The organism is Mesorhizobium cantuariense (assembly GCF_042647205.1).
Classification (GTDB): Bacteria; Pseudomonadota; Alphaproteobacteria; order Rhizobiales; family Rhizobiaceae; genus Mesorhizobium; species Mesorhizobium cantuariense.
Genome location: NZ_JBHRVD010000001.1, coordinates 4,624,573 through 4,650,173, shown reverse-complemented (window position 1 = coordinate 4,650,173; position 25,601 = coordinate 4,624,573). Strand labels below are relative to the sequence as shown.

The 25,601-nt window shown below is 63.8% G+C and carries 25 protein-coding genes; 9 read left to right on the top strand and 16 right to left on the bottom strand.

Annotation, left to right across the window (positions count from 1 at the left end; translation table 11 throughout):
• Position 1 precedes the first annotated feature (1 nt).
• The 6 genes from ACFOJ9_RS22550 to ACFOJ9_RS22525 all read right to left on the bottom strand — a co-directional run bounded on the left by ACFOJ9_RS22550 (position 2) and on the right by ACFOJ9_RS22525 (position 6,967).
• Positions 2-862 carry an ABC transporter permease gene (locus ACFOJ9_RS22550; protein WP_378981435.1) on the bottom strand — a complete coding sequence of 287 codons (861 nt, stop codon included), beginning with the start codon at positions 860-862 and terminating at the stop codon, positions 2-4.
• Between the two features lie 83 nt (positions 863-945).
• A complete protein-coding gene (locus ACFOJ9_RS22545) occupies positions 946-1,980 on the bottom strand; it encodes an ABC transporter substrate-binding protein (protein WP_378981433.1) in 1,035 nt (344 codons plus the stop codon).
• 83 nt (positions 1,981-2,063) lie between these two features.
• Positions 2,064-3,542 carry an aldehyde dehydrogenase gene (locus ACFOJ9_RS22540; protein WP_378981431.1) on the bottom strand — a complete coding sequence of 493 codons (1,479 nt, stop codon included), beginning with the start codon at positions 3,540-3,542 and terminating at the stop codon, positions 2,064-2,066.
• Entirely contained in the window at positions 3,539-4,597 is a 1,059-nt protein-coding gene (locus ACFOJ9_RS22535) for an LLM class flavin-dependent oxidoreductase (RefSeq protein WP_378981429.1), read from the bottom strand. The genes ACFOJ9_RS22540 and ACFOJ9_RS22535 overlap by 4 nt, the downstream gene beginning before the upstream one ends.
• Positions 4,598-4,602: 5 nt before the next feature.
• Positions 4,603-6,387, bottom strand: coding sequence for an alpha/beta fold hydrolase (locus tag ACFOJ9_RS22530; RefSeq protein WP_378981427.1), 1,785 nt, complete (start codon positions 6,385-6,387; stop codon positions 4,603-4,605).
• Positions 6,380-6,967, bottom strand: coding sequence for an amino acid synthesis family protein (locus tag ACFOJ9_RS22525; RefSeq protein ID WP_378987975.1), 588 nt, complete (start codon positions 6,965-6,967; stop codon positions 6,380-6,382). The genes ACFOJ9_RS22530 and ACFOJ9_RS22525 overlap by 8 nt, the downstream gene beginning before the upstream one ends.
• 141 nt (positions 6,968-7,108) lie before the next feature.
• On the opposite strand from ACFOJ9_RS22525, the gene ACFOJ9_RS22520 reads away from it, so the two are divergent.
• Complete coding sequence (locus tag ACFOJ9_RS22520) at positions 7,109-7,780, top strand: GntR family transcriptional regulator (protein ID WP_378981425.1); 672 nt, start codon at positions 7,109-7,111, stop codon at positions 7,778-7,780.
• 23 nt (positions 7,781-7,803) lie between these two features.
• On the opposite strand, the gene ACFOJ9_RS22515 is transcribed toward ACFOJ9_RS22520, so the two are convergent.
• Complete coding sequence (locus ACFOJ9_RS22515) at positions 7,804-8,547, bottom strand: helix-turn-helix domain-containing protein (protein WP_378987972.1); 744 nt, start codon at positions 8,545-8,547, stop codon at positions 7,804-7,806.
• 218 nt (positions 8,548-8,765) lie between these two features.
• On the opposite strand from ACFOJ9_RS22515, the gene ACFOJ9_RS22510 reads away from it, so the two are divergent.
• The gene (locus tag ACFOJ9_RS22510; RefSeq protein WP_378981423.1) at positions 8,766-9,047 is read left to right on the top strand and encodes a hypothetical protein; all 282 of its coding nucleotides are present in this window, start codon (positions 8,766-8,768) and stop codon (positions 9,045-9,047) included.
• Here the strand turns inward: ACFOJ9_RS22510 and ACFOJ9_RS22505 are convergent, their stop codons facing one another.
• Positions 9,048-9,788, bottom strand: coding sequence for a Crp/Fnr family transcriptional regulator (locus ACFOJ9_RS22505; RefSeq protein WP_378981421.1), 741 nt, complete (start codon positions 9,786-9,788; stop codon positions 9,048-9,050).
• A gap of 362 nt (positions 9,789-10,150) precedes the next feature.
• Between ACFOJ9_RS22505 and ACFOJ9_RS22500 the strand changes: the two genes are divergently transcribed.
• Both ACFOJ9_RS22500 and ACFOJ9_RS22495 read left to right on the top strand, forming a co-directional pair.
• Positions 10,151-10,459 (top strand): hypothetical protein, encoded by a 309-nt coding sequence (locus ACFOJ9_RS22500; protein WP_378981419.1) that lies wholly within the window; start codon positions 10,151-10,153, stop codon positions 10,457-10,459.
• Positions 10,456-10,659: a hypothetical protein gene (locus ACFOJ9_RS22495; RefSeq protein WP_378981417.1), complete on the top strand. Its 204-nt coding sequence runs from the start codon at positions 10,456-10,458 to the stop codon at positions 10,657-10,659. Before ACFOJ9_RS22500 ends, ACFOJ9_RS22495 begins: the two co-directional genes overlap by 4 nt.
• Before the next feature lie 124 nt (positions 10,660-10,783).
• Here the strand turns inward: ACFOJ9_RS22495 and ACFOJ9_RS22490 are convergent, their stop codons facing one another.
• Together ACFOJ9_RS22490 and ACFOJ9_RS22485 are read right to left on the bottom strand one after the other, a co-directional pair.
• A complete protein-coding gene (locus ACFOJ9_RS22490; RefSeq protein WP_378981415.1) occupies positions 10,784-11,125 on the bottom strand; it encodes a low affinity iron permease family protein in 342 nt (113 codons plus the stop codon).
• A gap of 313 nt (positions 11,126-11,438) precedes the next feature.
• Positions 11,439-11,648 (bottom strand): hypothetical protein, encoded by a 210-nt coding sequence (locus tag ACFOJ9_RS22485; RefSeq protein ID WP_378981414.1) that lies wholly within the window; start codon positions 11,646-11,648, stop codon positions 11,439-11,441.
• Positions 11,649-12,132: 484 nt separating this feature from the next.
• On the opposite strand from ACFOJ9_RS22485, the gene ACFOJ9_RS22480 reads away from it, so the two are divergent.
• Positions 12,133-12,294, top strand: a complete 162-nt coding sequence (locus ACFOJ9_RS22480; protein ID WP_378981412.1) for a hypothetical protein — start codon at positions 12,133-12,135, stop codon at positions 12,292-12,294.
• A gap of 63 nt (positions 12,295-12,357) precedes the next feature.
• Here ACFOJ9_RS22480 and katE read toward each other — a convergent pair whose 3' ends face one another.
• From katE to ACFOJ9_RS22460, 4 genes are all read right to left on the bottom strand, one after another.
• Positions 12,358-14,466 carry a catalase gene (gene katE, locus ACFOJ9_RS22475; protein ID WP_378981410.1) on the bottom strand — a complete coding sequence of 703 codons (2,109 nt, stop codon included), beginning with the start codon at positions 14,464-14,466 and terminating at the stop codon, positions 12,358-12,360.
• Positions 14,467-14,646: 180 nt separating this feature from the next.
• Complete coding sequence (locus tag ACFOJ9_RS22470; protein ID WP_378981408.1) at positions 14,647-14,862, bottom strand: CsbD family protein; 216 nt, start codon at positions 14,860-14,862, stop codon at positions 14,647-14,649.
• 381 nt (positions 14,863-15,243) lie between these two features.
• A complete protein-coding gene (locus tag ACFOJ9_RS22465) occupies positions 15,244-15,339 on the bottom strand; it encodes a putative RiPP precursor (protein WP_378981406.1) in 96 nt (31 codons plus the stop codon).
• 111 nt (positions 15,340-15,450) lie between these two features.
• Positions 15,451-16,482 carry a hydroxyacid dehydrogenase gene (locus ACFOJ9_RS22460; RefSeq protein ID WP_378981404.1) on the bottom strand — a complete coding sequence of 344 codons (1,032 nt, stop codon included), beginning with the start codon at positions 16,480-16,482 and terminating at the stop codon, positions 15,451-15,453.
• Between the two features lie 141 nt (positions 16,483-16,623).
• Between ACFOJ9_RS22460 and ACFOJ9_RS22455 the strand changes: the two genes are divergently transcribed.
• Positions 16,624-17,685, top strand: a complete 1,062-nt coding sequence (locus ACFOJ9_RS22455; RefSeq protein ID WP_378981402.1) for a LacI family DNA-binding transcriptional regulator — start codon at positions 16,624-16,626, stop codon at positions 17,683-17,685.
• Between the two features lie 108 nt (positions 17,686-17,793).
• Complete coding sequence (locus tag ACFOJ9_RS22450) at positions 17,794-18,648, top strand: sugar phosphate isomerase/epimerase family protein (RefSeq protein WP_378981400.1); 855 nt, start codon at positions 17,794-17,796, stop codon at positions 18,646-18,648.
• 326 nt (positions 18,649-18,974) lie between these two features.
• Here ACFOJ9_RS22450 and ACFOJ9_RS22445 read toward each other — a convergent pair whose 3' ends face one another.
• Together ACFOJ9_RS22445 and ACFOJ9_RS22440 are read right to left on the bottom strand one after the other, a co-directional pair.
• On the bottom strand, positions 18,975-20,189 hold the full coding sequence (locus ACFOJ9_RS22445; RefSeq protein ID WP_378981398.1) for an FAD-dependent oxidoreductase: 1,215 nt from the start codon (positions 20,187-20,189) through the stop codon (positions 18,975-18,977).
• A gap of 95 nt (positions 20,190-20,284) precedes the next feature.
• Complete coding sequence (locus ACFOJ9_RS22440; RefSeq protein ID WP_378981396.1) at positions 20,285-21,784, bottom strand: glucosamine inositolphosphorylceramide transferase family protein; 1,500 nt, start codon at positions 21,782-21,784, stop codon at positions 20,285-20,287.
• A gap of 240 nt (positions 21,785-22,024) precedes the next feature.
• Here ACFOJ9_RS22440 and ACFOJ9_RS22435 point away from each other — a divergent pair, with 240 nt between their 5' ends.
• Together ACFOJ9_RS22435 and ACFOJ9_RS22430 are read left to right on the top strand one after the other, a co-directional pair.
• A complete protein-coding gene (locus tag ACFOJ9_RS22435; RefSeq protein ID WP_378981394.1) occupies positions 22,025-24,124 on the top strand; it encodes a GumC family protein in 2,100 nt (699 codons plus the stop codon).
• Between the two features lies 1 nt (position 24,125).
• Positions 24,126-25,442 carry a VpsF family polysaccharide biosynthesis protein gene (locus ACFOJ9_RS22430; protein WP_378981392.1) on the top strand — a complete coding sequence of 439 codons (1,317 nt, stop codon included), beginning with the start codon at positions 24,126-24,128 and terminating at the stop codon, positions 25,440-25,442.
• Positions 25,443-25,601: the final 159 nt, after the last annotated feature.

Here is a 25,601-nt window from a genome sequence, read left to right as displayed (position 1 = left end):
CTCAGATGCCTCCGCTCATGCGCCTGGCGCCGACAAGCCGCAGTTGCAGCGCGTAGAGCGCCATGGTGACGATAAGCAGGATGAAGGCGGCGGCGCTGCCGAGCCCCCAGTTGAGCAGCGACTGGATCATCTGCGCGATCATTTCAGCCAGCATCATGTTCGAGGTGCCGCCGAGCAGGGCCGGGGTGACGAAGTAGCCGAGCGACATGACGAAGACCATCAGGCCGCCGGCCGCGACACCGGGCAGCGACAGCGGCAACAGGATGCGGCGGAATGCCTGGAAGGGGCTGGCGCCGCACAGCGCCGCGGCACGCAGCGTCATCGGATCGATCGCGCGCAGCGTGCCGACCAGCGGCAGGATCATGAAGGGCAGCATGATGTAGACCATGCCGATGGTGACGCCGGTCAGGTTGTTGATGAGCGGCAGCGGCTGGTCGATGACGCCGATGGCCATCAGCGTCCGGTTGATGACGCCGGTGCGCTGCAGCAGCACCATCCAGGCATAGGTGCGGGTCAGGAGATTGGTCCACATCGACAGGATGATGACGCCGAAGACGATCGAGGCCAGCGCCGAGGGCATGATCGCCAGCATCCAGGCGACCGGAAAGGCGACAAGGACCGTGACCGCGGTGACCACCGAGGCGACCAGGAAGGTGTTGAAGAACACCCGCGCATAGGTGCCGTCACCCAGCAGCGTCGCGTAGTTCTGCAGGCCGGGCTCGGGTTCCGTGACGCTGCGCAAGAGCAGGGCCAGGACGGGGACGACGAAGAACAGCACGATCAGGACCAGGGCCGGCAACAGGCCATTGAAGCCTGCCGGCATCCGAAATGTTGGTAGGCTCTGGCGTGTTTCGACCGACATGGTGGCAACTCGGGGGCAGCGACTTGGAGCTACGGAACGAGACGGCGCGCGCCGTCTCGTTCCTTGCGGTTCAAGGAGCAGGCCTATTTCGCCTGCCAGGCATACCAGCGCGTGGCAATGGCGTCGCGGTTCTCAGCCCAGTAGTTCATGTCGAGGTTGATCTGCCCGTCGACATGGGCGTCTGGCAGGGATTTCACGGCATCGGCGGGCATCTCGGCCTTGGCCTTGGTGTTAACAGGCGCATAGCCGCTGGCTTCGGCAAACTTCGCCTGACCGGCCGGGCTGCTCGCGGCGGCGAGGAACTTCATCGCGGCGTCCTTGTTCTTGGCGCCCTTCGGCACCACCAGGACGTCGGCCGCGGTCAGGTTCTGGTTCCAGGAGACGCCGACATCGGCGCCGTCTTTCTCCAGCGCGAAGACGCGGCCGTTCCACAGCTGGCCGAAGGTTGCTTCGCCGGACGCGATCAATTGCTGCGACTCCGCCCCGCCGCCCCACCAGACGATGTCGGACTTGATGGTGTCGAGCTTCTTGAAGGCGCGGTCGAGATCGAGCGGATAGAGCTTGTCGGCCGGCACGCCATCGGCGAGCAGCGCGATCTCGATGACGCCGGGCGCCGACCATTTGTAGAAGGTCCGCTTGCCGGGGAATTTCTTGGTGTCGAACATGTCGGCCCAGCCGGCCGGGTCGCCCGAAACGGCGCCCTTGTTCCAGGCGAGCACGAAGGAATAGTAGAAGCTGCCGACGGCATGATCGGTGGTGAAGCGCGGATCGAGATCGGCCTTCGGCACGGCTGTGAAGTCGATCGGCTCGAGCAGGCCGTCCTTGGCCGCCTTGATGGCGAAATCCATCTCGACGTCGACGACATCCCAGTTGACGCTGCCGGCGTCGACCATCGCCTTCAGCTTGCCGTAGTCGGTCGGACCGTCCTGCATGACCTTGATGCCGGATGCGGCCGTGAACGGTTCGGCCCAGGATTTGGTCTGCGCCTCCTGGGTCGTCCCGCCCCAGGAAGTGAACACCATGTCCTCGGCCTTTGCGGCCGTCGTTGCCAGAAGTGTGGTTGCGAGAAGTGTTGTTGCGAGAAGGCGGGAAAGGACGCCGGTGGTGATCAGTTTCATGTCGTTCTCCTCTGTTTGTTTTCGTTGTTTTCTGTTTGCGACCGGCGTTTTCGCCTTGATCGCGTTTCCCCGGCCTGCGGCGGTTACCGCATGACGAAAGGATCGGGAATCGGATCGTCCGAAGTGCGTATCCAGACCGATTTCGAACGCGTGTAGTCGCGGATCGCGTCCATGCCGCCTTCGCGGCCGAGGCCCGACTGGCCATAGCCGCCAAACGGAACCAGCGGCGAGACGGCCCGATAGGTGTTGACCCAGACCACGCCGGCATGAATGCCGCGCGCCATGCGGTGGGCTTTGGCGAGATTGGTGGTGAAGACGCCGGACGCCAGGCCGAACGGCGTGTCGTTGGCAAGTGCCAGGGCTTCGCTTTCCGTATCGAAGGCGAGCACGCTCAGCACCGGACCGAACAGTTCTTCGCGCATGCAGGGCAGGCCGGTGTTGTCACCGGCATCGATGATCGTCGGTGCGTAATAGAGGCCGCTTTCGTGGCCGGCGGGCCGTTCGCCGCCGGTGACCAGCCGCCCACCCCCGGCAAGGCTTGCCGCAACGATCTTCTCGATCCAGTCGCGCTGCCGCGACGTGGCAAGCGGCCCCATTTCGGTTGCGGAATCTTGCGGGTCGCCGATCCGGATCGCCTCTGCCTTGCGCTTGAGCCCGGCGAGGAATTCGTCCTTCACCGAATGCTCGACCAGCAGGCGCGAGCCGGCGACGCAGCTCTGGCCGGTGGCGGCGAAGATGCCGGCGACGACGGCGTTGGCGGCACTGTCGAGATCGGCATCGGCAAACACCACGACCGGGCTCTTGCCGCCCAGTTCGAGCGTCGTGTAGGCGAGATTTTCCGCCGTGTTCCTGACGATCCGGCGGGCGGTTGCCGGACCGCCGGTGAAGGCGACGCGGGCGACGAGCGGATGGCTGGTCAGGCGGTGGCCGCAATCATGGCCGAAGCCGGTCAGGATGTTGACGCTGCCCGCGGGAAATCCGGCCTCATGGACGAGTTCGGCGAAGGCCAGCAGCGGGGCGGGGCCATCTTCCGATGCCTTGAGGACGACGGTGCAGCCGGCGGCAAGCGCCGGCCCGAGCTTGACGGCGGACAGGAAGAGCTGCGAATTCCACGGCACGAGCGCGGCGACGACGCCGATCGGCTCGGGCCGGATCGTCACCTCCATGTCCGCCTTGTCGATGGGGACGAACGCGCCTTCGTGCTTGTCGGCCAGTCCGCCATAATAGCGATAGTAATCGCCGACATAGGCGATCTGGGCGCGGGTCTCGCGGATGATCTTGCCGGTGTCGCGCGTCTCGAGTTCCGCCAGCCGGTCGGCATTGGCGACCACCAGGTCGCCGAGCCGCACCAGCAGCTTGCCGCGCACTGTCGCCGTCATCGCTGCCCACGGGCCGGAGCGCAGCGCAAGGTGAGCGGCTTCGACGGCGCGGTCGACGTCATCAGCCGATGCGGCGGGCATTTTTGCCCATGTCGCGCCGGTCGACGGATCGATGCTGTCGAAGGTCGCGGCCGCGTCCTCGAAGCTGCCGTCGATATAGTTCCTGAACTGAGTGGTGCTCATCGCGATCCCGCCTTCGGCTCGGCAAAAACCGGCATCACCTTGTCGATGAAGAGCTGCAGCGATTTCTTCTTGCGCTGGTGCGACAGGCCGCTGTCGATCCAGATCGAATACTGGTCGTAGCCGAGCGCCTCATAGGCCTTCAGCCTGGCGATCACCTCGTCGGCTTCGCCGATGACGAGGTTCTGCCGGATCTTGTCCGGCGCATATTGCGGCATGGCGGCGATCTCAGCCTCGGTCAGCGGCTCCAATATGCCCTGGTGCACCGGCTTCTTGTTCTGGAACCAGGCGCCGAACTGACAGTAGAATTGCGACAGGTCCCGCGCCAGGCGATCAGCATCGGCCGCGTCCTCGGCGACGAATGTATGCATCAGCAGCATGATTTCCGGCCGCGCTATGTCGGGGTGAGCACTACAGGCGGTGTTGAAGCGCTCCATCAGGCTGGTCACCTCGCCATCGCCGGAGGCCAGCGGTGTCACCTGCACATTGCATTTGCTTGCGACGGCGAAATCGTGCGAGTTCGGATCACGCGCCGCCACCCAGATCGGCGGATAGGGCTTTTGCAGCGGCTTGGGCGACGAGGTGGTCGACGGGAACGACCAGAACTCGCCGGAGAGTTCGAAATCGCCATCCCACAGGCCGCGGATCGCCGGCACCATCTCGCGCATGCGCTGGCCGGCGCCCCAGGCCTCCAGGCCGGGAAAAAGCCGCTGGTATTCGTAAGCGTAAGCGCCGCGCGCAATGCCGATGTCGAGGCGACCGCCAGAGATCACATCGGCCATCGCCGCTTCGCCGGCAAGCTTGATCGGGTGCCAGAACGGCGCGACGATGGTTCCGGTGCCCAGCCGGATGCGCCTGGTCTTGGCTGCGAGCCAGGCGATGTTGATGAACGGGTTCGGCGAGATGGTGAATTCCATGCCGTGATGCTCGCCGATCCAGGCGGTCTCGAAACCTGCCTCTTCGGCCTGCACAATCAGCTCTTCCAACTCACCGACAAGCTCGGAATGCGGCTTGGCCAGATCCGAACGCTCCATGTGGACGAACAGCGAGAATTTCATCAGCGTCACCCGCGACCGGAAAGAAGAACTGGCGAAGGCTTGGCGAGCGGCCGGACTTCGCCTTCGACCTCGTTGCCGACATAGACGCCGAACGCATCTTCCGTGCGTTCGCGTACGTAGCGGGCAAGCATGGAACGCACCGCCGGATCGGCAATCCTGAGATCGGTTATTTGCTCTATGTCGACAAGCCGGGTCTGGCGATCGCCGGGACTGGGGGCAGTGACCGATCCCCGGTAGTAGACGTGTGAACGCGACGGATCGGCGGCGTCGTCCCACACCGCAAACAGGAAGCCGAGCTGTGCGTCGATGGTGCTCGCGGCAAGGCGCCCCTTGAGGCTGCGCGGATCTTTCGGTGTGCCCAGCCCGCGTCCGGCGGGCAATTCGTGGAAACCGTCCGGTGTTTCGAAAAACAGCACGCGGCCTTCATTTTCGAGAATGGCGCCGACTTCGGTCCCATGAGGTGCAGCCGCCAGTGCTTCCTGGCTGAGGCCGGGCGTCACGTAGGTGCCTCGGCAATAGCCGAGAGGCTGTGCTCCGTTGTGGCTGAAATCGCGGACGCGGCCGATCAGGATCGAGTGATCGCCTGCATCGACCAGCTGCTGCATGGCGCAATCGAACACCGCGACGGAACCGTCGATCAGGGGATTGCCGGTCTGTCCGGGTTGCCAGGCCACGCTCGCGAACTTGTCCGCGGCCTTGGAGGCAAAGATGCCGGAGTGCGTTTTCTGGCTCTCCGACAGGATGTTGATGGCAAAGCCTTTCGATGTCGAGAAGGCGCTGTGTCCCAGCGCCTTCTTGGCGATGCAGACAAGCACCAGCGGCGGTTCGAGCGAGACCGAGGTGAAGGAGTTGGCGGTGAAGCCGCGCGGCTCGCCTTCCGCACTGACCGTGGTGACGATGGTGACGCCGGTCAGGAAGGAGCCGAGCGCGCGCCGGAATTCGCCGCTGTCGAAGGTGGCATCGGCCTGCTGCGTCGCAGCTTCGGCGTCGAGAAAGGCGCTGATGTGTTGAGTCATTTTTTCGGGTGAAGCCATTGCCATCATGTGCCTTTCTCCGCTGAGCACCAGGCATTGGCCGTGCGGCGCGAGCCTCGCCATCGCCGCAGACATGGCCGGGGTCGAATTGCTGTCGTCAGACCCGGTCATGAACAGGGCCGGTAGCTCAAGCCCGGCCAGGGCATCGGCATGCTCGGCATCGGCATGGGCAAAGAGGCGATAGGTGCGCGCGTAGCCTTCCGGGTCGACGCCTTCAAGGGCAGCGCGCGCCGTTGCCGCCGCACCCGCCAGGCTCTGCGGCAACGGGTCGCCGAACCAGCGGGCCAGCGTTGCCGCAATGGCGGAAGGATCGCCATGCGTGCCGAGGGCTGCCGCTCGCTCGCGCACGGCCCGTGCCAGGGCCGCGGGGCGGCGGAACACCGCGTTGAGGCAGACGATGGAGCGCACGCGCGACGGTGCGCGAAGGGCGATTTCCAGGGCGACCAGCGCGCCCATCGAATGGCCGACGATCGACACCGAGGCGAGACCGAGATGGTCGAGCAGACGCAGCGCCTGCTCGGCAAAATCCGACAGGGCGGCGTTTTCCGGCGGCAGGGGCGAGGTGCCGTGGCCGAGCATGTCGATGGCGATCAGGTCGTGGCGGCCTTTCATCGACGCGATCTGATCGCGCCAGATCGCCGCGTTCATGCCGACGCCGTGAATGAGCAGAACCGGCGCGCCGGCGCCGGCGCGGATGAAGCCGGTGCCGTCGGGCGCCGTGTTGCGGACCCATGCGGTGGCGGCGACATCAGCCATGCAGGTCTCCTACCTCCTTGAGGTCCTGATAGCGGTCGCCGATACGGTGATGCGGGCGGCCGCCGATCGAAGCGCCAAGCGCCACCACCAGTTCGTCGGGGGCGGGAGCGTCGCCGATCTGGAAATGCACGGTCAGATAGTGGGAGCGGCGGCCCTCGTCGTTCTTGTCCATCAGCGGAATCATGATCGGCGTGTTCGGCCCGCCGCGCAGATTGGTGAAGGCGAGATAGGTCTTGGCGCCGACCGCACGGCGGTAGTGATTGCCGAAATGCAGCGTATGGATCAGCGCCGATGCATGCTCGATCTCGCCCGACGTGCCGCAGATGGCGGCCTTGCCGTAGCCTTCGATCGCCTCGCCCGAACCGGCGACCGCGATGATCTCGCGCGTCAGCAGTTCGCCGAGGACGGGAGCGATGGCGCGGATCTCCGGCGACAGGTCCTCGGTGAAACCACGGCCAGCCCAGGGGTTCGTCAGCACAGCGGCGACGCCGATCAGCCGCAACGGCCTGGGTGCGGCCTTGCCGCCCTCGATAAGCGTGTTCTCGATATAGGTGACGGTTTTTCGAATGGCCGGTTTCATGAAGTCCTCGGTCGCGATGGCGCTGTGAGGCGCCGTCATCACTGTATCGTCTTATGGTATACCATGCTATGGAGCGCCAAGGACCTTGTCAATCGGCTTCGGAATCTGTTTTGTGGCGGCGCAAGCGAAGGCGGAGAAAAAATGTCAGACGATACGCTGCGGATCGACCGCTCTGCCAAGACGTTGCGGACGCTGGCGCTGGAGCGCATGCGCGAGGCGATCATGGGCTTCCACTTCCAGCCCGGTGAAAGGCTGGTCGAGCGGCCGCTTTGCGATCAGCTCGGGGTGAGCCGTTCCGTGGTGCGCGAGGTGCTGCGGCAGTTGGAGGCGGAAGGCCTGGTGCAGATGATACCGGGCCATGGACCAGCCGTCGCCAAGCCGGATCTCGGCCGCACCGATGAAATCTATGAATTGCGGGCGTTGCTCGAAGGCATCGCGGCGCGGACTTGCGCCCTGTCGGCCACCGACGCGCAGATCGCTTCGCTCGATGCGGCCCTGACGAACTTGCTTTACGCCTGGGCATCACGCGCGCCGGTCGAGGTGATGCGGGCGACGACCAAGTTCTACGAAACGCTGTTCGGGGCGGCCGACAAGCGCATTGCCTGGGAAATCGTGACGGGGCTGAATGTCCGCATCAACCAACTCCGCTCGATGACCATCGCGTCGGAAAACCGCCGCGAGCCGGCGATCGCCGAAATGACCGAAATCATGGATGCCATCCGGTCGCGCAAGCCGGACGAGGCGGAAGCGGCGGCCCGGCGGCACGTCGAATCCGCCTGGCAGATCGCACGCAACACGCTTCGCCTTGGTTGACTGCGAATGCCGGCGCCGGTGTATCAAGCCTCGCGTGCGAGACTGACCACCAGACGATCGACGCTGGGGTCATCGAGCCTGACGATATGGGCCATCTGCATCGCCCGTCTCATGCTGATCCTGGTGACGTCCTGGCGCATGATGACCGACACGAAGGCTGGCCCCGATCCGGTCAGGACGATCGCCCTGCCGACCAGAACCGGTTCCGAGATGGGAGCCCACTGCACGGTCATGATCGAGGGCTCGCTGGTCTGGCGGCGGTTGATGCCGCTGAAATAGATCCAGTTTAGGCGCGAGATCGCCACGCCGTAATGGTTGCCGGGCACTCTCGCCCCGCCCTGGCCATCGCCCGGAGCCCACCGCGTCACCCGCCTGAAGGTAACCAAATCGGCCTCGCGCCGCACGAAAGTGACCGAGCGCATCAGAAGGTCGGGGTGGTCGGGGACCGAAAAATAGGTGAAGTAGGTGCCGCCGGCGATGGCGGGCGACGGAGGACGCACCATGTTCTCATACAGCGTCTGGCGCAGCGAAGCGTGGCCGTCGTCGCTGGCTGCCGCGGCAGCCGGCTCGCGATACAGCTCATTCTCGTCGATCTTGAAGTAGTCGCAGATCAGCCTGGCGGTGGCTTTGTTCGGAACGGCCCGCCCCTGCAGATAGCGCTCGAACTGGGTGCGGTTAATGCCAAGCTCACGGCACACCGCGCTCACGGAAGCGTGGCGCTGGATCAGCCGCCTGAGATTGACGGCGAGATTCTCGCGAATTGGCACGACATCGCCCCCGCGATAGACGTACGAATCATTATTCAAGCTATAGCTTATATACAGTCGCACGCCGTGGCGGCGGCACGAAGATGGACCTTTGGCCAATAGCGCAGCCAGCTTGGGACGCGCAAACCGTCTGGCTATGCAAGCCGTGCAAATGGGCGTATTTCGGTGCCAAGAGCGACCTCAGATCGGCCTCTCGACATCCTGTGATGGAGGGCGGTTTGGATCATACCGACCTGGTCGAGCTTCTGGACTACACGCAAGCGCAATTGAGCAAGATCCGCCAGGCGGTCGCGGCGAGCGACCACGGCGGCGCCATGTTCGCCATCGATTGCCTTGTCGGAGCAGCCGCCGAACAGACAAAATGCAAGCTCGCAAGCCTGGAGCATGCCGGGCTGCCGATCAGTCGGCCGGTTGGCCGAGATGCATTGGAAGGCGATGCGGCCCGGCCCGGCAAAGCGACATCATCGGGCAAGCCGAATGCAGGCGGCAACCGCTCCTGATCAGGCCGCGCCGATCTCGCCGATCAGCCTGACATATTCGGCCTCGGCTTCACCGTAACTGCCATTGGCGAGTTCCAGCAGCCCGGCTCGGTCACGAATGACAATCTCGCCGCGCCGCGCCCGGATCAGCGCACGGCCTTCGAGAAGCTGGAGGGCGACGGTGACGCCCGGCCGCCTGACACCAAGCATGATCGCCAGGAATTCGTGGGTAATGGCGAGGTGCTCGCCGGGCACCCGGTCGTCGCACATGAGCAGCCACCGCGCCAGCCGCTCCTCGAGCTTCAGCCGCGCGTTGACGAGGGCGGTGCAGCCGGCCTGGGTCTGCAGCGAATTGACGAAGCGCAGCAGGAACATGCGCAAGGTCGCGCTTGCCGCCAGTGCCGCATTGAAAGCACCGGCTTCGATGCGGATCGCATCGCCTTCGAGTTGCACATAGCAGGCATGCGGCGCACGGTCGTCACCCATCACCAGGGAAGATCCGGTCATGCCTTCGAAGCCGATGAAGCCCACTTCGGCCTCGTGGCCGCTCGTCGTGCTGGCGACCACCGAGCCAATGCCCTCTTCGATGAAATAGACGGCCTCGATCGGGATGCCGGGGGTCACCAGCATCATGCGCAACGGCAATTCGCAGCGCTGCATGTAGGGCTCGAGCAGTGCCAGGTCATCCGCAGGCATGCGCCGCAGCAGTTGATTGCGGTATTGGTGGTTTTTGTCGGGAGAGTTTTTGTCTGGATTAGTCATGGCACGGCCCAATGCAGGGCAAGAGCCATCCGATCTCCCAGCCGCCTGCGCCCGTGTCAACGTGCCGACGATCGCCTACATATAGGCTCTTTGAACCAACAAACCTAGGAATACGGTCTGGAATGCGATGCACGGCGTCCCCCCACTGCCGTTCGCATACGAAAAGATCGAGTTCAACGTTAGTGTCGGAAACGTACCAAGCACCACTTGGTACAAAACCGACATATCCTCGAGAACGCCGGATCGCCGTGACGGGCGATAAAATCCGCCGGCTAAACGATAAGGGCGTTGTGTCAAGCCCGGTCCCGCGAACCGTTCGAAGAGCGCCCAGTTCAAGCGGGGAGAATTGTACGATTTTTACTGTGATCACGCTGACATTGACTCTTGCTGCGCGCGATTTCATTTTTAATCGACAGCGTCAGGCAAATGGGTCGCTGCTCCGAGAGGGGCTTCTCATGTCGAGCCTTAATAAACGCAATCCCGGCTTCCATCCTTCCGATCTGCAACTGTGCCAACGCGTCTTCGATCGGGTATGCTCCGAACGCAAACTTGATCGGACGTCGGTAGAACCGGACGTGCAGCTACTCGCGGCCACGGTGTTCTCACTTTTCGAGAATGGCTGCCGCAATGAAAGCGAATTGCTCGAGAGTTTCAGGCGGACGCGCCAATGACCAAGGCCAGGGTCGCGTCCTTGGCGCCCGGGGCTGAAAACGAGCCTTACGACACGGCGGCCTTTGCCAGGAAATACGGCATGTCGGAGAAGTCCGCGGAGGTCGTGCTGTCGGCGAACGGACCGTCCAGAACGGCTTGCGACGCTGCCGCCCGCTCGTTTATGGAAGCGGTCGCCCGCAGATCGAAAAAGCAGCCATGAACGCTGAAGATGCGCCTAGGCCGCCCGCTGTTTTCATCGAACCTATCAGCGGGTGCGCCTCGGGCTTCCTCCATTGAATGCTAATGACCCCGATCATTGGCATTCAATGACCCGGGAAGAGCGGCTAGGCTTCGGGAGCGGTCCTCGCCGCCTCTTCCTCGAGTTTGCCCAGCTTCGCCTTGATCTCTTTCGGGTCGGCATGCTCCAGCCCGACGACATCGTTTCTGGTTTCGTTGAGGGCGACGATGATCTCGTCGAGCTTGGCGTGGATTGCGGCGGTGTCTCGGTAGCCCTGGATCAGCACGACACCGGTGATGACGATGGCCGCGACCGACAGCGCGTAGGTGACGACGTTCGTCAGGCCAAAAGGCACCAGCGCAGTGCATAGCGCCATGGCTATGATCATGACGTAGAAACCCGGCGGGCGAGACAGAAAATCAGCGGCTGCGAAAAGGAACTTGTTCATGGTGCCAACCACCCTGGCAAATGCACACAGACGCTCATGACGCCAGCAAGTTCGCGAAAGGGATTTCGTTCCAGGAACCTAGGTTGCCTCCCGAAGTTTGGCTGACAGGAGGCCAGCCATGCCACGTTACCAGATCGACGAATGGACGGGGAGTCGCTGTCTGCTTCGCACGTTGCAAGCGGGGCTACGGCACTTGAGGCGCTGCAGAAAATCACGGGCAAAGCCACTTCGACGCGTGCCCTGCAGAACCGCTGGTTCAGGGTGGTCGACGAAAGCGAGGGCAGCGTGTTCGAATACAACGTTGAGCACAAGTTTACCTCACGTCGATAGTTTTGCGTGCCGCTTTTTTGGTCCCGGGCTTGCGCTTTGCCGCCCCGGTCGAAACTGGCGCCTCCGACGAAAGCCGCAATTCTCGCAGTCGGGCGGTCTTTGCCTCACGCGCCTGACGTTCGATGGCTATGATGGATTGAGCCTCGCGGGTGGCACGTTCAATCCGGTCTTTGTCCTGAGGCAGTCTGGCCAAGGAAGTCTCCTGTCCTTCGATGGCATTCCAAATGCTGGCTAAAAGAAAACGTTCCGACGACAAGCCGCTCGGTGCGGGAAAACGTCATCCGCTCCGATCTCATTTGTTATTGAGCAGATGTGCAGAGCCGCTACGTGGCGAGCGGTCACCGACCACGCGTGACAATGACAAACCTGAGGATCGCCTGGCGACGGTGACGCCGGGACGCACGTCCTTGGTCCCGCGACTGTTCGAAAACGTACCCAGCGGTGCACGCAATTGTTCGCTTGGCGGTAACTCGCTAGGTTCGCAATGCGGCGGACCTCAGGAGCCGCCTTGGCCGACGCGGGACCCGGCCCCCCGCCCAACCCAACCCCGCGTCGGCCATCGATAGAGGTGCCTCGATTGCCGGGTGATGCGAACCGGGACGCTTGATGCCGAGAGACAAAATCGCCTGATGCCAAGAGACAGATTTGAGTGCCTGCAGGAAACGCCTGGCAGTTGGATGGTCTGGGACCACACGGGCGGCGCTCCGGCAAGGCTCGGCGGTGTCGAGTTGCGAGGCCAGGACAAGCACCGGGCCGAGATCGCGTGCGACATCCTCAGGCGGATTTTTCCAACCGGCCGGGATGCCGACGCCGCGAAGAGCGACCCTTCGGACGCGTGACGCGCAATCGGGTGCTGGGGTTCCAGGGTGACCTTAGTCACCCTGCCGCCGGCCCAGCCGGCTTCATCCCAGTTTGACCTTCGGCTCGCGCGCCCACCAGCGGAGTTCGCCGAGCCTAGTGACAAAGCCCGCAATGTCCTTGACTGACGCAAGCGGGATCACCGCCTCGTCCTCGGCCACGCCCGCCTTCGACAGCAGCGGCGATGCCGCCTCGACATAGCCGATGAACTTGCAGTGGGCGAAGGCGTCGGCGACGAAATCGCGGGCGGTCGATTCTTTCAACAGCTCCGCCATTGCAGCCTTTGTCGGCAGGAGTGCCACGGCGTCGTAGAGAACCGAGGGTGCGCCAGCGATCATCTGCTGTGCGTCGATCCAACTGCCGTCGCTGGCCTTGGCGCCGCCGACCTTCGGCGCGATGATCTCGAAGCTGGCGCCGGCCTTTGTCAGCGCCGGCTTCAGGGCATTCAGCATGGCAGCATCGGTTCCGTCGGTCACGAGAATTCCGAGCTTGCGGCCCTCGAACCGGCCGGGGCCGTTCTTGAGGATGCTGAGCGCGTCCGACGCGGGGAGATCCCGGCGCGTCGCCACAGCCGCATCGGCGGGCTTCGGCATTGCCTTCAGCCCGAGTGCGTCCGCCACTTTGCCGGCCAGCCCGTCATCGATGTTCAGAAGGTGGGAGACGATGCGCTCGCGGATGACCGGGGTCTGCACCTTGCTCAGCTCAAAAGTCAGCGCCGAGGCGATGTGGCCTTGCTCCACGGGCTGCTGGCTGATGTAGAACTGGCGTGCCTGGCTGTAGTGATCGGCAAAGGTTTCCGAGCGCAGCCGGGCCTTTGGTCCGGCTTCGACTTCGGCGAATGACCGGAACCCCTTGGCCGGGGATTCACGCGGCCCTTCGCCCCATGAATTCGGCTGGTAGTTGGCGCGGCCGGCCGGATTGCGCATCGCCATGTGCCCATCCTGCTGGAAATTGTGGAAGGGACATTTTGGCGCGTTGATCGGAAGGTGGGTGAAGTTGGTGCTGCCCAGCCGTTTGATCTGCGTATCGAGATAGGAGAAATTCCGGCCCTGCAGCAGCGGATCGTTGGAGAAGTCAACACCCGGCGGCACATTCTGCGTCATGAACGCGACCTGCTCGGTTTCGGCGAAGAAATTGTCGGGCATGCGATCGAGCACCAGGCGGCCGACCGCGATCGGCGGCAGAACCTCTTCGGGGATGATCTTGGTGGGATCGAGGATGTCGAAGTCGAAACTGTCGGCGAAGGCCTGGTCGAACAGCTGAAGCTGCAGTTCCCATTCGGGGAAATTGCCTGCTTTGATCGCATCCCAGAGGTCGCGGCGATGGAAGTCGGGGTCGGCGCCGTTGATCTTGACCGCTTCGTTCCAGGCGACGGACTGGAGACCGAGCTTCGGCTTCCAGAGGAATTTCACGAAGGTCGACTCATCCTTGGCATTGATCAGCCGGAACGTATGAACGCCAAAACCTTCCATGAAGCGCAAGGAGCGCGGTATGGCCCGGTCGGACATCGCCCACATGATCATGTGCATGCTTTCAGGCGTCAGCGAAATGAAGTCCCAAAAATTGTCATGCGCGGTCTGCGCCTGCGGGAAGTCGCTGTTGGGCTCGGCCTTGGCGGCGTGGATCAGGTCGGGAAACTTGATCGCATCCTGGATGAAGAACACCGGAATGTTGTTGCCGACGATGTCCCAGTTGCCCTCCTGCGTATACAGCTTGACGGCAAAGCCGCGCACATCGCGCGCCAGGTCGGCGGAGCCCTTGTTGCCGGCAACGGTGGAGAAGCGCACGAAAGCCGGCGTCTTTTCGCCGGCGCGCTGGAAGATGTCGGCACGCGTGTATTTCGCCAGCGATTCATAGGTTTCGAAATAGCCGTGGGCGCCGTAGCCGCGCGCATGGACGACGCGTTCGGGAATCCTCTCGTGATCGAAATGGAAGATCTTTTCACGGAAGTGAAAGTCTTCGAGCACCGTCGGCCCCCGGGCGCCGATCTTGAGCGAGTTCTGGTCGTCGGAGACCGGTCCGCCTTGAGCAGTGGTCAACACAGGCGTCGCGCCGGATGCTGTCTGGTGCAATTCGCCTCCTGCACCGCGCTCCAGTTTCTGATCGTGGATCGTCGCGGCTGATCCAGCCGACTTTGATGCTTGCTTCGCCATGCCGTTAATCCTTGAGCTGAATGCGCGGGCTGCGCTGGTGCTCAATCTCCCGGATGGCGATGCGTTCCCTTGCCTGGTTCAAATCTGGCCGGTTTAAGATCTGGCCGGTTTAGGATCTGGAATGAAGAAGGCCGCCCGTTCGCACGAGCGGCCTCCGGCGTTCAAGGTAGCTTGAAGCCCTCAGAGGTTCTTGTTGATCGCGGCGGCCGTCTTGTTTGTTGCGTCCTTGACGGCGGACTTGGCATCGCCAACCGCCTTCTGGACCTTACCCTTGGCTTCCTGCGCGGCGCCTTCGGCCCGCAGACGGTCATTGCCGACCGCCTTGCCGACGCCTTCCTTGGCTCTGCCGACGGCCTGATTGGCGAGGCCCGAAGCCTTGTCGCTGGTGCTTCCCATGGAATTTCCTCTTTGCGGATTGTTGCCTGACCGGCGAGAACCAACGTCGCTTTGTCTGGAAAGTTCCGCCCGTCGCGGGCGAGAGCTCCAAACAAGTAGGCCCGCCACCGACGCGAATCGGGACGGACCTTCCGGAGTAGACCGGGCTTCCCACCGCCCAGCTGCTTTCAAAACTTTGCGGCCGGACGATTGTTCCGTCAACAGAAAACCCGTGCGTTCTGCGCGGATTAAAAAACCCCGCCGGCCGGAGCCTGGACGGGGTATTTGATGGAGGAGTTCCGGATCGAATGGGAAACGATCCGGGTGAAGAACGCAAACGCCGCGCAAAGGTTCCAGAGCGGTTCTGGTGCTGAAGTGCGTCGGCGATGCCCTGTTGCGGCGTCAGTCTATCGGGCCTGACGACGGGCTTTGCTGCGCCGTCACGGACGACAGTTTCTGCCGTTTGACCAGCACCGGCTTTTCATAGGTCTTCTTCATGATTTGCCCCTCCGTAGAGTTCGATTGCGGCAGCGTCGTCGCCGGCCGCGCTCTTGTCAAGCTGAAGCGGTCAAGGCTGGCCTACCGGATGGCGACTAACCGGCTGCCCTTTCAGTTCCTGTCGGCGGGCTTGGAGCGCATCCGCGAGACCGTCTCGCGCTCGGCGCGCTTGGAGCGTAGCGGCGGCAGGCCGCGGTCGATCAGGTCCATGTCCTCCAGCACCATGTCGCCCATGCGCTTGAAAGCGATGTCGAGCGCGCCGGCGCGGTGGGCCGAGCGCAGGAAGCTGGGCAGGGCGCGCACGGGGTGGTCCGACGCCAGCGGCTCTTCGGGGAAGACGTCGCTGGCGGCGACGATATGTCCGCTCTTCACTGCCGCCATCAGTGCCGGGAAATCGACGACGCCGGCGCGGCTGAGCAGGATGAAGGCGGCGCCTTTTCGCATGCTGGCAAAGGCCTCGGCGCCCAAAAAACCCTGGTTCTCAGAGGTCACCGAGGCGACGACGAAAACGAAGTCGCTGGTCGACAGCACTTCGTCGAGCGAGGCCGGCTCGACGCCATTGTCGATGAGGACCGACGGCGGCAGCCAGGGGTCGAAGACTTTGGTGCGGGTGCGGAAGCCCGACAGCAGCCGGTTCAGCGCGCGGCCGAGATCGCCGAAGCCGATGATGCCGACATCGGCGCCCGACAGCAGCCGCGCCGTCTGGTTGCCGTCGCCGCCCCACAATTCCCTGCCTTGCCGGAAGGCGAGGTCGGCATCGACAATGTTGCGGGCGAGGTTGAGCGCCATGGCAAGGCCAAGCTCGGCCACCGGCTCGGCGAACACCAGGCCGGTGGTGACGACATGGATGCCGCGCGCAAACAGCGTCTCGTAGGGCATGTTGTTGATGAGGTTGGTCTCGACATTGAACACGCAGCGCAGCGCCTTCATCCGGTCGAGCGTTTGCGGCGATATCGGCGGCTGGCCGACGATGTAGCGGGCCTCTCCCAGCACATCGGCCGGCAGCTTTGCAACGCCGTCGGCGGTGGTCTCGACGATGCGGTATTTCGCCTTGAGGCGCGCCAGCTGCGGTTGGGTGAAGATAAGGTCGAGCGTGCGTGGTTCCGGCGCGCTGATGATCAGCGGCAAGGCGTTGTCTGACATGATGGGTCCTCCCGGCGCGATCCATCGCGGCCTCGTCGGTGAACAAAATACCTCCGATTAAACGATTTACAACCACGAAAAATCGATTTACCCATTTGGCAGCGGGCGAAATGCGTGGCCCGCTCCTCGGGAGGAGGACCAATGGCGCATAGGCAGGCTCAGCAGCGGCGTCCGTCGATCCACGATGTGGCAAGCCGCGCCGGCGTGTCCGCCGCCACCGTCTCCAAGGTCATGGCCGGCGTCGCCACCGTGAAGCCCGAAAATGCGCAGCGCGTCTTCGATGCCGTCGAGCTTTTGGGCTACCGCGTCGATCCGCTGGCTTCCGACATGCGCAGGGCCAAGCGCCGCATCATCGGCGCCATCATGCCCGAGTTCGAGAGCGAGTTCTTCGGCCAAATGGTCACCCAGCTCGAAAGCCTGGCCGAGCAGCGCGGCTACACGTTGGTGGCGGCGTCGAGCCGTGAATCCGAGGCGCGCGAAACGGAAATCCTCGCCCGCATGCATGACTGGCGCGTGGCTGGCGTGGTGCTGGCGCCAGTGCGCAACGAGCATGGACCGGCGGCCGCATTCATGAAGGCCAACGGCATGACCAGCGTGCTGATCGACCGTGTGCTGTCCGATGACGCCTTCGACACGGTGTCGGCCGACAGCGCTTCTGCCAGCGCCGAAGTGGCGCGCGAGCTGATTGGCAAAGGACACCGCCATATCCTGGTCGTCGGTCTTGGCGAACAGGCGGCTACCGTGCGCGCCCGCCTCGATGGCTTTCGCAGCACCGCGCTCAAGCTGGCGCCGGATGTCCGCATCGATGTCGTGCTCGCCGAAAGCGATGTCGAACCGCTGCGGGCGCAGTTGCGCGACTATTTTGCAAAGGGAGAGCGGCCGACAGCGGTCTATTCGCTGTTCCTCAAGGGCACGCTGGTGGCGCTGTCCGAATTCCGCCGGCGCGGCTGGCACTGCCCCAACGACATTTCGCTGGTCGGCTTCGACGACGCCGAATGGATGCAGGTGACTTGGCCGGCCATCGCCGCCGTGGTGCAGCCGGTGCGCCAGATCGCCGGCCATGCCATGGAGGCCCTGTTTGCCAGGATCGAAGGCGGGGTGGGGCCGCCGACCGCACGGCTCGAGCCTTGCAGGGTTTTGATGCGGGAATCCGTTGGCTCGCCAGGCAGCGGTCCGCATTCCGGGGAGGCTCGAGGCACGTGACATCAACCGCAGGACAAACAGAATGACATCGTTCGTCTTGAAGATAAATCGATTTACTTTGGCTTTGGGCTTCGCAACGGCGTTCTCGGCGCGGAGAGGCGAGACCCGATGAACACTTTTGGATTGCACACTTTCGCCATTGCCCCGGTCTGGGACCTCGACCTGATCGAGCCACAGATGGAGCGGCTGAAGGGACTGGGCATCGGCCTGCTGGAGATCCCGCTGCTGCGCCCCGAGGAGATCGACACCAGGCGCACGCACGCCTTCGCCGAACGCTGGGGTGTCGCGCTGATCCCATCGCTGGGGCTGCCGGCCTCGCTCGACGTGGTGGCACGGCCGGACGAGGCGCTGGCTTTCCTCGAACCGGCCTTTGCTGTGTGCGAGGCGGTCGGCAGCGAGGCGCTCGGTGGCGTCACCTATGGCACGATCGGCAAGACCTCGGGTCGTGCGCCGACTGCTGCTGAAATCGACGGCATGTGCCGTTTTCTCGGGCGCGCCGCCAAGGCGGCCAAGGCGCATGGGCTGAAGCTCGGCATCGAACCCTGCAACCGCTACGAGACGCATCTGATCAACCGCGGCATCGACGCCGCCAGGATCATCGAGCGCGTCGGCGCCGACAACATCTTCATCCATCTCGACACCTACCACATGCATATCGAGGAGGAGAGCTTTGAGGCCGGCTTCCGCGCCGCCGCGCCCCATCTCGGCTACGTCCATGTTTCCGAAGCCAATCGCGGCGTGCCGGGGCGCGGCATGCTCAACTGGGCAGCCTGCATGAAGGCGATATCAGACATCGGCTACAGCGGCGCCATCACGCTGGAAAGCATGAACCATGTCGATGTCGACATTGCCGGCGGGCTCGCCGTGTGGCGGCCGGTGGCCGACAATCCGGACGATGTCATCGGCGTCGGCCTGCCGTTCCTGCGCGAGGAGGCGAGGAAGGCCGGGCTTACGCTGGGGTGAGGGTGCTTCATCGGAGCCGTCACATGTGCCAGCGATGCAACAGTGCAGAATCGTTTGACCGAGGCGCTGCAGAAACGACGTACGAACCAGTAACGGCACAATTGACACAAGGCAGGGAATTGGTTCTGCTGGCGCCGTATCCAACGTGGAGGGACTTTACGGTGAAGAAATACGAGAAGCCAACTTTGCAGAAGCGCGACAGGCTTTCGGGCGTCACGGCCCAGACTGCTCCCTCGACACCTTCGCCAACGCCAGCCTGAGCGGTTGGCGTCTGACGCATTCGCCCGATAAGGGCAATCAATAGGGCGCGATTGGCTGATCGCGCCCTATTGCATGTTGGCCACGGGCGCCCGCCGCTGTCCCAGATGCCGCATCTTGCGGCCGATGATCATCAACTGGCGCGCCGTGTTGTTGCGCAGGCGCCGTACGCGCCATTCCAGCCCGGTTTCGGCGGTGATCGACCTGGCATAGTAGCTCACACGCATGCCGTCCGCATCGGTAGCCACCTTGACCGGGTCGTCATAGAAGGCGTTGATCTTGTCAGCCGTCATGCCTGGTGTTTCGAGCCAGCGCGGAATGTGAACCGAATGGAGTTGATCGACATCGGTCATCACCCGCCCGATGCCGACGCCCGGCGTTGGACACGTCGTGCAGAAAGCGTCGCCGATGAAGATGACCCCGTCGCGGCGATGGCCTTGCGTCGTGTTCAGGCTGATCTGCCTGACCTCGACAGGACTTGCGACTTCGAAGTTGCCGCATAGCGCTGATATTTCGGGCATCAGTTCGCAAAGCATCTTTTGCGGGTCCTGACGAAACGCCCGCGTCCACGGTTCGGCCACGGTGCGATAGACGAACATGTTCGCCCGCATCTTGTCGCCGAGGGGAAAGATGCTGATGTAGGCGACACGGTCGGCAGCCCGCTTGCTGTAGCAGGTGACGGACTGATGGCCGAATTCACGCGGCGAGATGGCAAGGTCGAATCCCATCGACAGCGAATGCGCCTTCGATTGCTCGATACGCTCGACCCCGACGGCGCGCCGCACCGCTTCGCCGTGGCCGGTGGCCACCACCAGCAGGCGGGCATTGATGACGGAACCGTCGGCCAGCACAAGCCGTTGCCGGTCCGGTCCGGTCGAGACCTCGGTTACCTTGCCGACCATCAGCGGCACTTGCGGCGGCAAGGCGTCGCGCAGGCCGTTGATCAGCGCGCCATAGGAAAATGTGAATTCCGACTTCTTCTCATGCGCGAAGAATTGGCCGAGGCGGAAGACATGCGTGTCTGATATCGAGGTGACGAGACGCTTGACCGTCGCATCGAGGCCGAGCTTTTCGAACAGCAGCATCTGATCCATGCCGATCTTCTCAGCCCGAAACTCGTCGTGATGGACGCGGTGCGGATCGATCAGCGCCACCTTGCGCCCGGCTTTTCCCAACACCGTTGCCAAGGTGGTGCCGGCCATTCCGGCGCCGACGATCGCCACGTCGACTTCGGTTTGGCCAGCCTCTGCGATCGTCATTTCGCTGCCCTTTCTGGTAGCCATCTTCCAGCTACACAATCTGTGGTGGAAAATATCCGCCGGACCTAAATCAACCTCAAGCAACCGGAGCGCGTGTCTGGTAGTAACCAATATTTAGGTTAATCGCGGACCCGTCGTTTCCAGCGCGGCGCGATCGCCGAGCCGTCGATGAACTCAAAACCGCCTGCCTCGTTGAGTGTGTGAAGTTTACGCCCACTCCATAGCGCACCTGGATTTAAGATGGTTTCAACGACTTGCTCCATGCCGATCAAATCAAGGTGAGAAATGCGTGCAATGCCGAGAGCCGCACCGTAGCTCCTGCGGCAGTCCTGCACCGGGCGCAGCAGCTCGTTGCCGCGCCTGACCATGCGGCCGGCCGGCCGCGCCGAGGCGATGTCGATCAGCACGGGATTTTTGGGGTGCGGCGTCCACGGGCCGCGAAAATCCGGCGCCGACCACAGATGCAGCGCGTCGGAGAAGGCGCCGCCGCCGTCGCGGACGGTGGCGAACAGCCACCAGGCGCCGCTGTGCTCGACAAGCGTGGCGTCGCTGGCGACGACGCCGGACAGAAGCGTCGCCTCCTTGACCCATCCGCCGGGAAAGGCGGTCGCCCGGTAGAGATCGACCGTGCCGTTGGCGCAGCTTTCCGGCACCATCCAGACCTCGCCGTCGCGCTCGAAAACGAAGGGGTAGGAGAGATGGTAGGGCAGGTCGAGCACCGGTTCAGGGCGTCCGAGCGGGCCTGCCGAGCCGAAGGGCACGGCGGAGATGATGGCCCGGCCCAGCCGATGGATATAGTCCTCGACGAACAGGGTTAGCTGGCCCTGGTAAAGGATCGGGAACGGGTCGGCGTAGAAGCGGCTGCCGTCGTCCGGCAGCTCTTGCCAGCCCGAGGCCGGATGCGCGCGCAGGTCGAACAGATCCCGGCCCTTGGTTTGCCGCCAGCCGACCTTCCAGTGCGGGGCGTTGTAGCAAAGATGGTAGATCTTCTGGACGATCCGCCGCGCCAACGCCTTGCCGGCTCTGACGCCAAGCTTGCCGGCCGAGGGCATTGACGGCGGGGCATCTGCTTGCGCCGGCTCTGGCAGATCAGGCACAGATTTTGCCGTGCCGTTCATTGCCGCGACGATCAGGCTTGCCGTGCGCGCCAGCATGTCCTGGAAGGACGCGAGCGCGATGCCGCCATATTCGGTTCCCAGGCGTCCGGCGGCAATCGCAACACCGTTCTCCTCGATGCGGGCAAGCGGTGTGCGGCCGGCAAGGATCAAGGCCAGCAAGGCCGCTTCGCCGCTGGCGCCATCATAGGTGACGCGCCAGACCCGCGTGCCTTCCAGACTGACATCGCCGCAGAGGTCGATCACCAGGTCGGGCGAAGCGGAGGACTGCGTCCTGTAGGGAGCGAGCGTCGAAAGCGGCACACGCTTCGCCAGCCCATCATGGGACAGGCCGTGGATGGCCGTTTCGAGTTGAAACAGGGCCGCGGCGCTACGCGGGAGGCCGCCGCCCGCGGGCCTGATATCGACGGACAACTGCACATCGTCAAGCGCGGCGAGGCGTTCCAGCAGCGCGACATGGAAGGCGCGGACGCAGTCGCTATCCAGGCGCAGGCTTATCCGCATGTCGGAGACCCGAAAAGGCGGTATCCGGCCTTGCCGGTCCGGTCAAATTGTAGCCCCATCCGCATACGTCTCCGCTCGCTGTGCACCCAGCACCTCGGTATGTATATTTTTAAGCAAACCGCGTGCCAAAATTCACATGACTTCTCAACATAATTAACAATCTTTTAACAGTTGGAGGAATAGCTAGGTTAGTGCCGCAATCTGATCTTGCCGGCATATGGGGTATTGTCGGAGGCAGCCATGCAATCATCTCTGCCCATGGTTCCTCAGCAACACGCTCCGGATGCGGGACAAGCGGGATCATACGCGGCTTCGACTGTCGAACTGGGCGATCTGAAGCGCATCCTGGTGCGCCGCCGGTTCTGGATCTTCGGCACCGTCGCGCTGCTGACGCTGGTCACCTTGCTCTACGGTCTTTTCACACCCGCGCTCTACAGCTCGGCGGCGGAAATCCTCATCGATCCGCAGGACCTGCAGGTGGTCACCAACGACGTCAATCCCAGCCGTATCTCACCCGACGGCGGCATCACGCAGGTCGAGAGCCAGGTCAGCGTGGTCCAGTCGACAGGCGTGCTGATGCGGGCGATCGCGGCGACAAACCTGACGCAGGATCCGGAATTCAACGGGCAGGGCTTGCTGTCGCGCCTGCTCGGTTCGGCATCGGCCGAAGGCGACAGGTCGGCGCAAACGCTCGACGCGCTGCGCCGTCGCCTGGCGGTGAAGCGGGCCGACAAGGTCCTGGTCCTCGACGTCATCGTCACCGCCAAGAGCGCCGACAAGGCCGCCCTTCTGGCCAACGCCATCGCGCAGGCCTATCTGGTCGACCAGGCGAGCGCGCGCGCGAAAATGGCCAAGGACGCTTCGGAGTCCATCACCGCGCGGCTGGACGAGCAGCGCAAACGCGTCCAGCAAGCCGAAAACGCCGTCGAGGCCTACAAGTCGGCCAACAACATGGTGATGGCGGCAGGCAATCTGGTCAGCGACCAGGAACTGACCGAGATCAACACGCAGCTTTCAGCGGCGCAGAGCCGCACCGCGGCGCTGAAGGCGCAGGTCGACCAGATGCGCCGGCAGAGCGGCACGGCGGACGCAACCTCGGAAGCGATGCGCTCGGCGGTAATCTCGAGCCTGCGGGCACAGGAGGCGACGCTGGTCGACCAGGTCTCGCAGCTCGGCACGGAGCTGGGGCCGCGCCATCCGTCGATGATCGCAGCCCAGCAGCAGCTGCGCGATACGCGCCAGCTGATCGCGCGCGAAATCGGCCGTATCGCCACCGCCACCGAGACCGACTACGAACGGGCGCTCGCCAACCAGCAGGCGCTGGAAGCCAAGGTCGCGGGCATGAAGAGCAAGTCGCTCGACACTGACCAGGCCTCGGTGCGGCTGCGCGAACTGCAGCGCGACCTCGAGGCGCTGCGCTCCGTCTATGCGAACTATCTCCAGCGCGCCCAGGAGACGCGCGAGCAGATCAATGTCGACAGCACCAATGCGCGCATCATCTCCAACGCCATGCCGGCCCTGAAGAAGAGCTGGCCGCCTTTCTCGCTGCTGCTTGTCGGCGCGGTCTTCGGCGGGCTGGGGCTCGGCACCGGCCTGGCGCTGATCGCCGAATATGCCTCGCCAACGGTGCTTTCCAGCGCCCAGATGCAGTCGGCCATCGAGGCGCCGGTGCTGGGCGTGGTGCCGGCAAAGTCCGGCACTGGCCGGCGCTGGTGGCCTTTCGGCGGGAGTGCGGCCGCCGCCTCCAGCCAGAAGACCGACGCCGTCGTCGGCCTTGCGCTGAGGCGCATGTTCAGTTCGGGCCAGCGGCCGCCGGACTGGCCGCTGGTGCCATCCATCCTGGTGACATCGTCGCCGGGCGAGGGTGCGCAGCGCAGCCGGGTGGCACGGTTGCTGGCCAATACCGCGGCGTCCAGGGGCAGTCGTGTGCTGTTCATCGATGCCAATGGCGGCGGCAGCCAGAAGGATCCGCAGCCGGGAATCCTCGACGTGCTGCGCGGCGAATACGCGTTTGAAGCCGTCAGCCACTACGCCGCCGGCAGCAACGTTGCCGTGCTGGGCAGGGGCCGCTCCAAGGCGATCTTCCAGGAAGCGCACGGCATCTATTTTGCGCAGCAGATGCTGGCCCAGGCCAGCCGGAGCTTCGAGCTCGTCGTCATCGACGGCGGCGCGCTGGCCGACAATCTGAATGCCTCGCCGCTGGTTGCCATGGTCGACGAGATCGTGCTCGTCGCCACGCTGAACGCCACGCCGATGCGCGACGTTACGACGACCTCGCAGGCCGTTTCCGTCATGGGGCGGCTGCCGACAGGCGCCTTGCTGGTCGACGAGGCGGCCTGACATGGCCACCAGCTGGAGCGGAAGCGCTTCGAATTACGGTGCTGCCGCGCCCCGCGCCGGCACGTCGGTCGACGCGCTGACGCGGTTCGGACTGATCGCTGCGGTGGCGGTGCTGTTCAGCGTCTCGGGCGGCATGCTGTGGCTGGTGGGCTACAATTACGACGGCCTGTTCGGCAATCCGGCGACCAAGATCCACCCGTCCACCTATCTCATCGTGCTCCTGTTTGCCTGGCGCTCTTGCACCTTTGGCAATCCGGTCGGCTATCTCGTCCATATCGCCGACAGGCGGCCGGCCAGCGCGCTGATGGCGGCCATCTCGATCGTGCTGCTGTTCGTCGTCATCGCCAGGCAGCGTCCCGGCATGGCCGGCATGATCGATACGTTCGTGGCCGCGGCACTTCTGGTGCTGATGCTCAGCGAGGACGACGAACGAACATTCGCCGGGCTGCAGACCGTCATTCACGTGGTCATGACGGCGAATGCGTTGCTTGCGCTTTTCGAGTTCGCCACCAAGACGCTGATTTTCCCCTATCGCCTCGACGGCGTGGCGTTTACCACCGATCTGCGCTCGAGCGCGCTGCAGGGGCATCCACTTGCCAATGCCATGGTGACAGCGATCTACGTGCTTGCGCTGCTCTCCGGTGCCAGATCCCTGTCGATGCCTGTGCGGATAGGGTTGATCGGCCTACAATGCGCTGCACTCGTTGCCTTCGGCGGCCGCACGGCGATGGTGACGACGATCGTGCTCGGCGGCTGCTACCTGCTTTTTCAGGGCATCACCAAATTGCGCCAGGGACGCGTCAACCTGCTGGGTGCGGCGCTCGGCTTCATGCTTGCCGCGCTGCTGCCGGTCGTCATCGTCGTGGCGGCATACTATGGCTTCTTCGACGCGCTGCTGGAGCGCTTCGTGTCGGACAGCGGCAGCGCCAATGCCCGCGTCGAGATGTTCGAGCTCTTCAAGTACCTGGAATTGCGCGATCTGATCGTTGGGCCGGATGTCGACCTGATCGACAGCCTGCGCCGCATCAATGGTCTCGAACAGGGCATCGAGAACCCGATCATCCGCACGATCGTCTATCAGGGCGCCTTCTTCACCCTTTTGCTGACGTTTGGCTTCGTGCTGTTCCTGTTTGAGGTGGCGCGCCGCTGCCACACCGGCATCTGGCTGCCAATGCTGGGCTGGATCATCCTGATCAACACCTCGGAAAGCGTCGCGTCGAAGACGACGCTGCTGACCAAGTTCGTGGTGCTGGCGCTGGTGCTCTACCGGCCGATGCGGGTGGTGGTGCGGCAAAGGACGCAAGCGGGGCAAACGTAGCGCCCTACGGCGGCTCTCTGCGGCGTAAGCGTCAGGTTCCCCCGCGCCTCGTCATCCTAGGGTCTGCGCCGCGTCGCTTCGCTCCTTGCTCCGCCCTAGGATGACGAAGAGAGGGAGGCTTTCGGCTAATCCCGGAGGTCAGTGATTGCCACTGGTGGT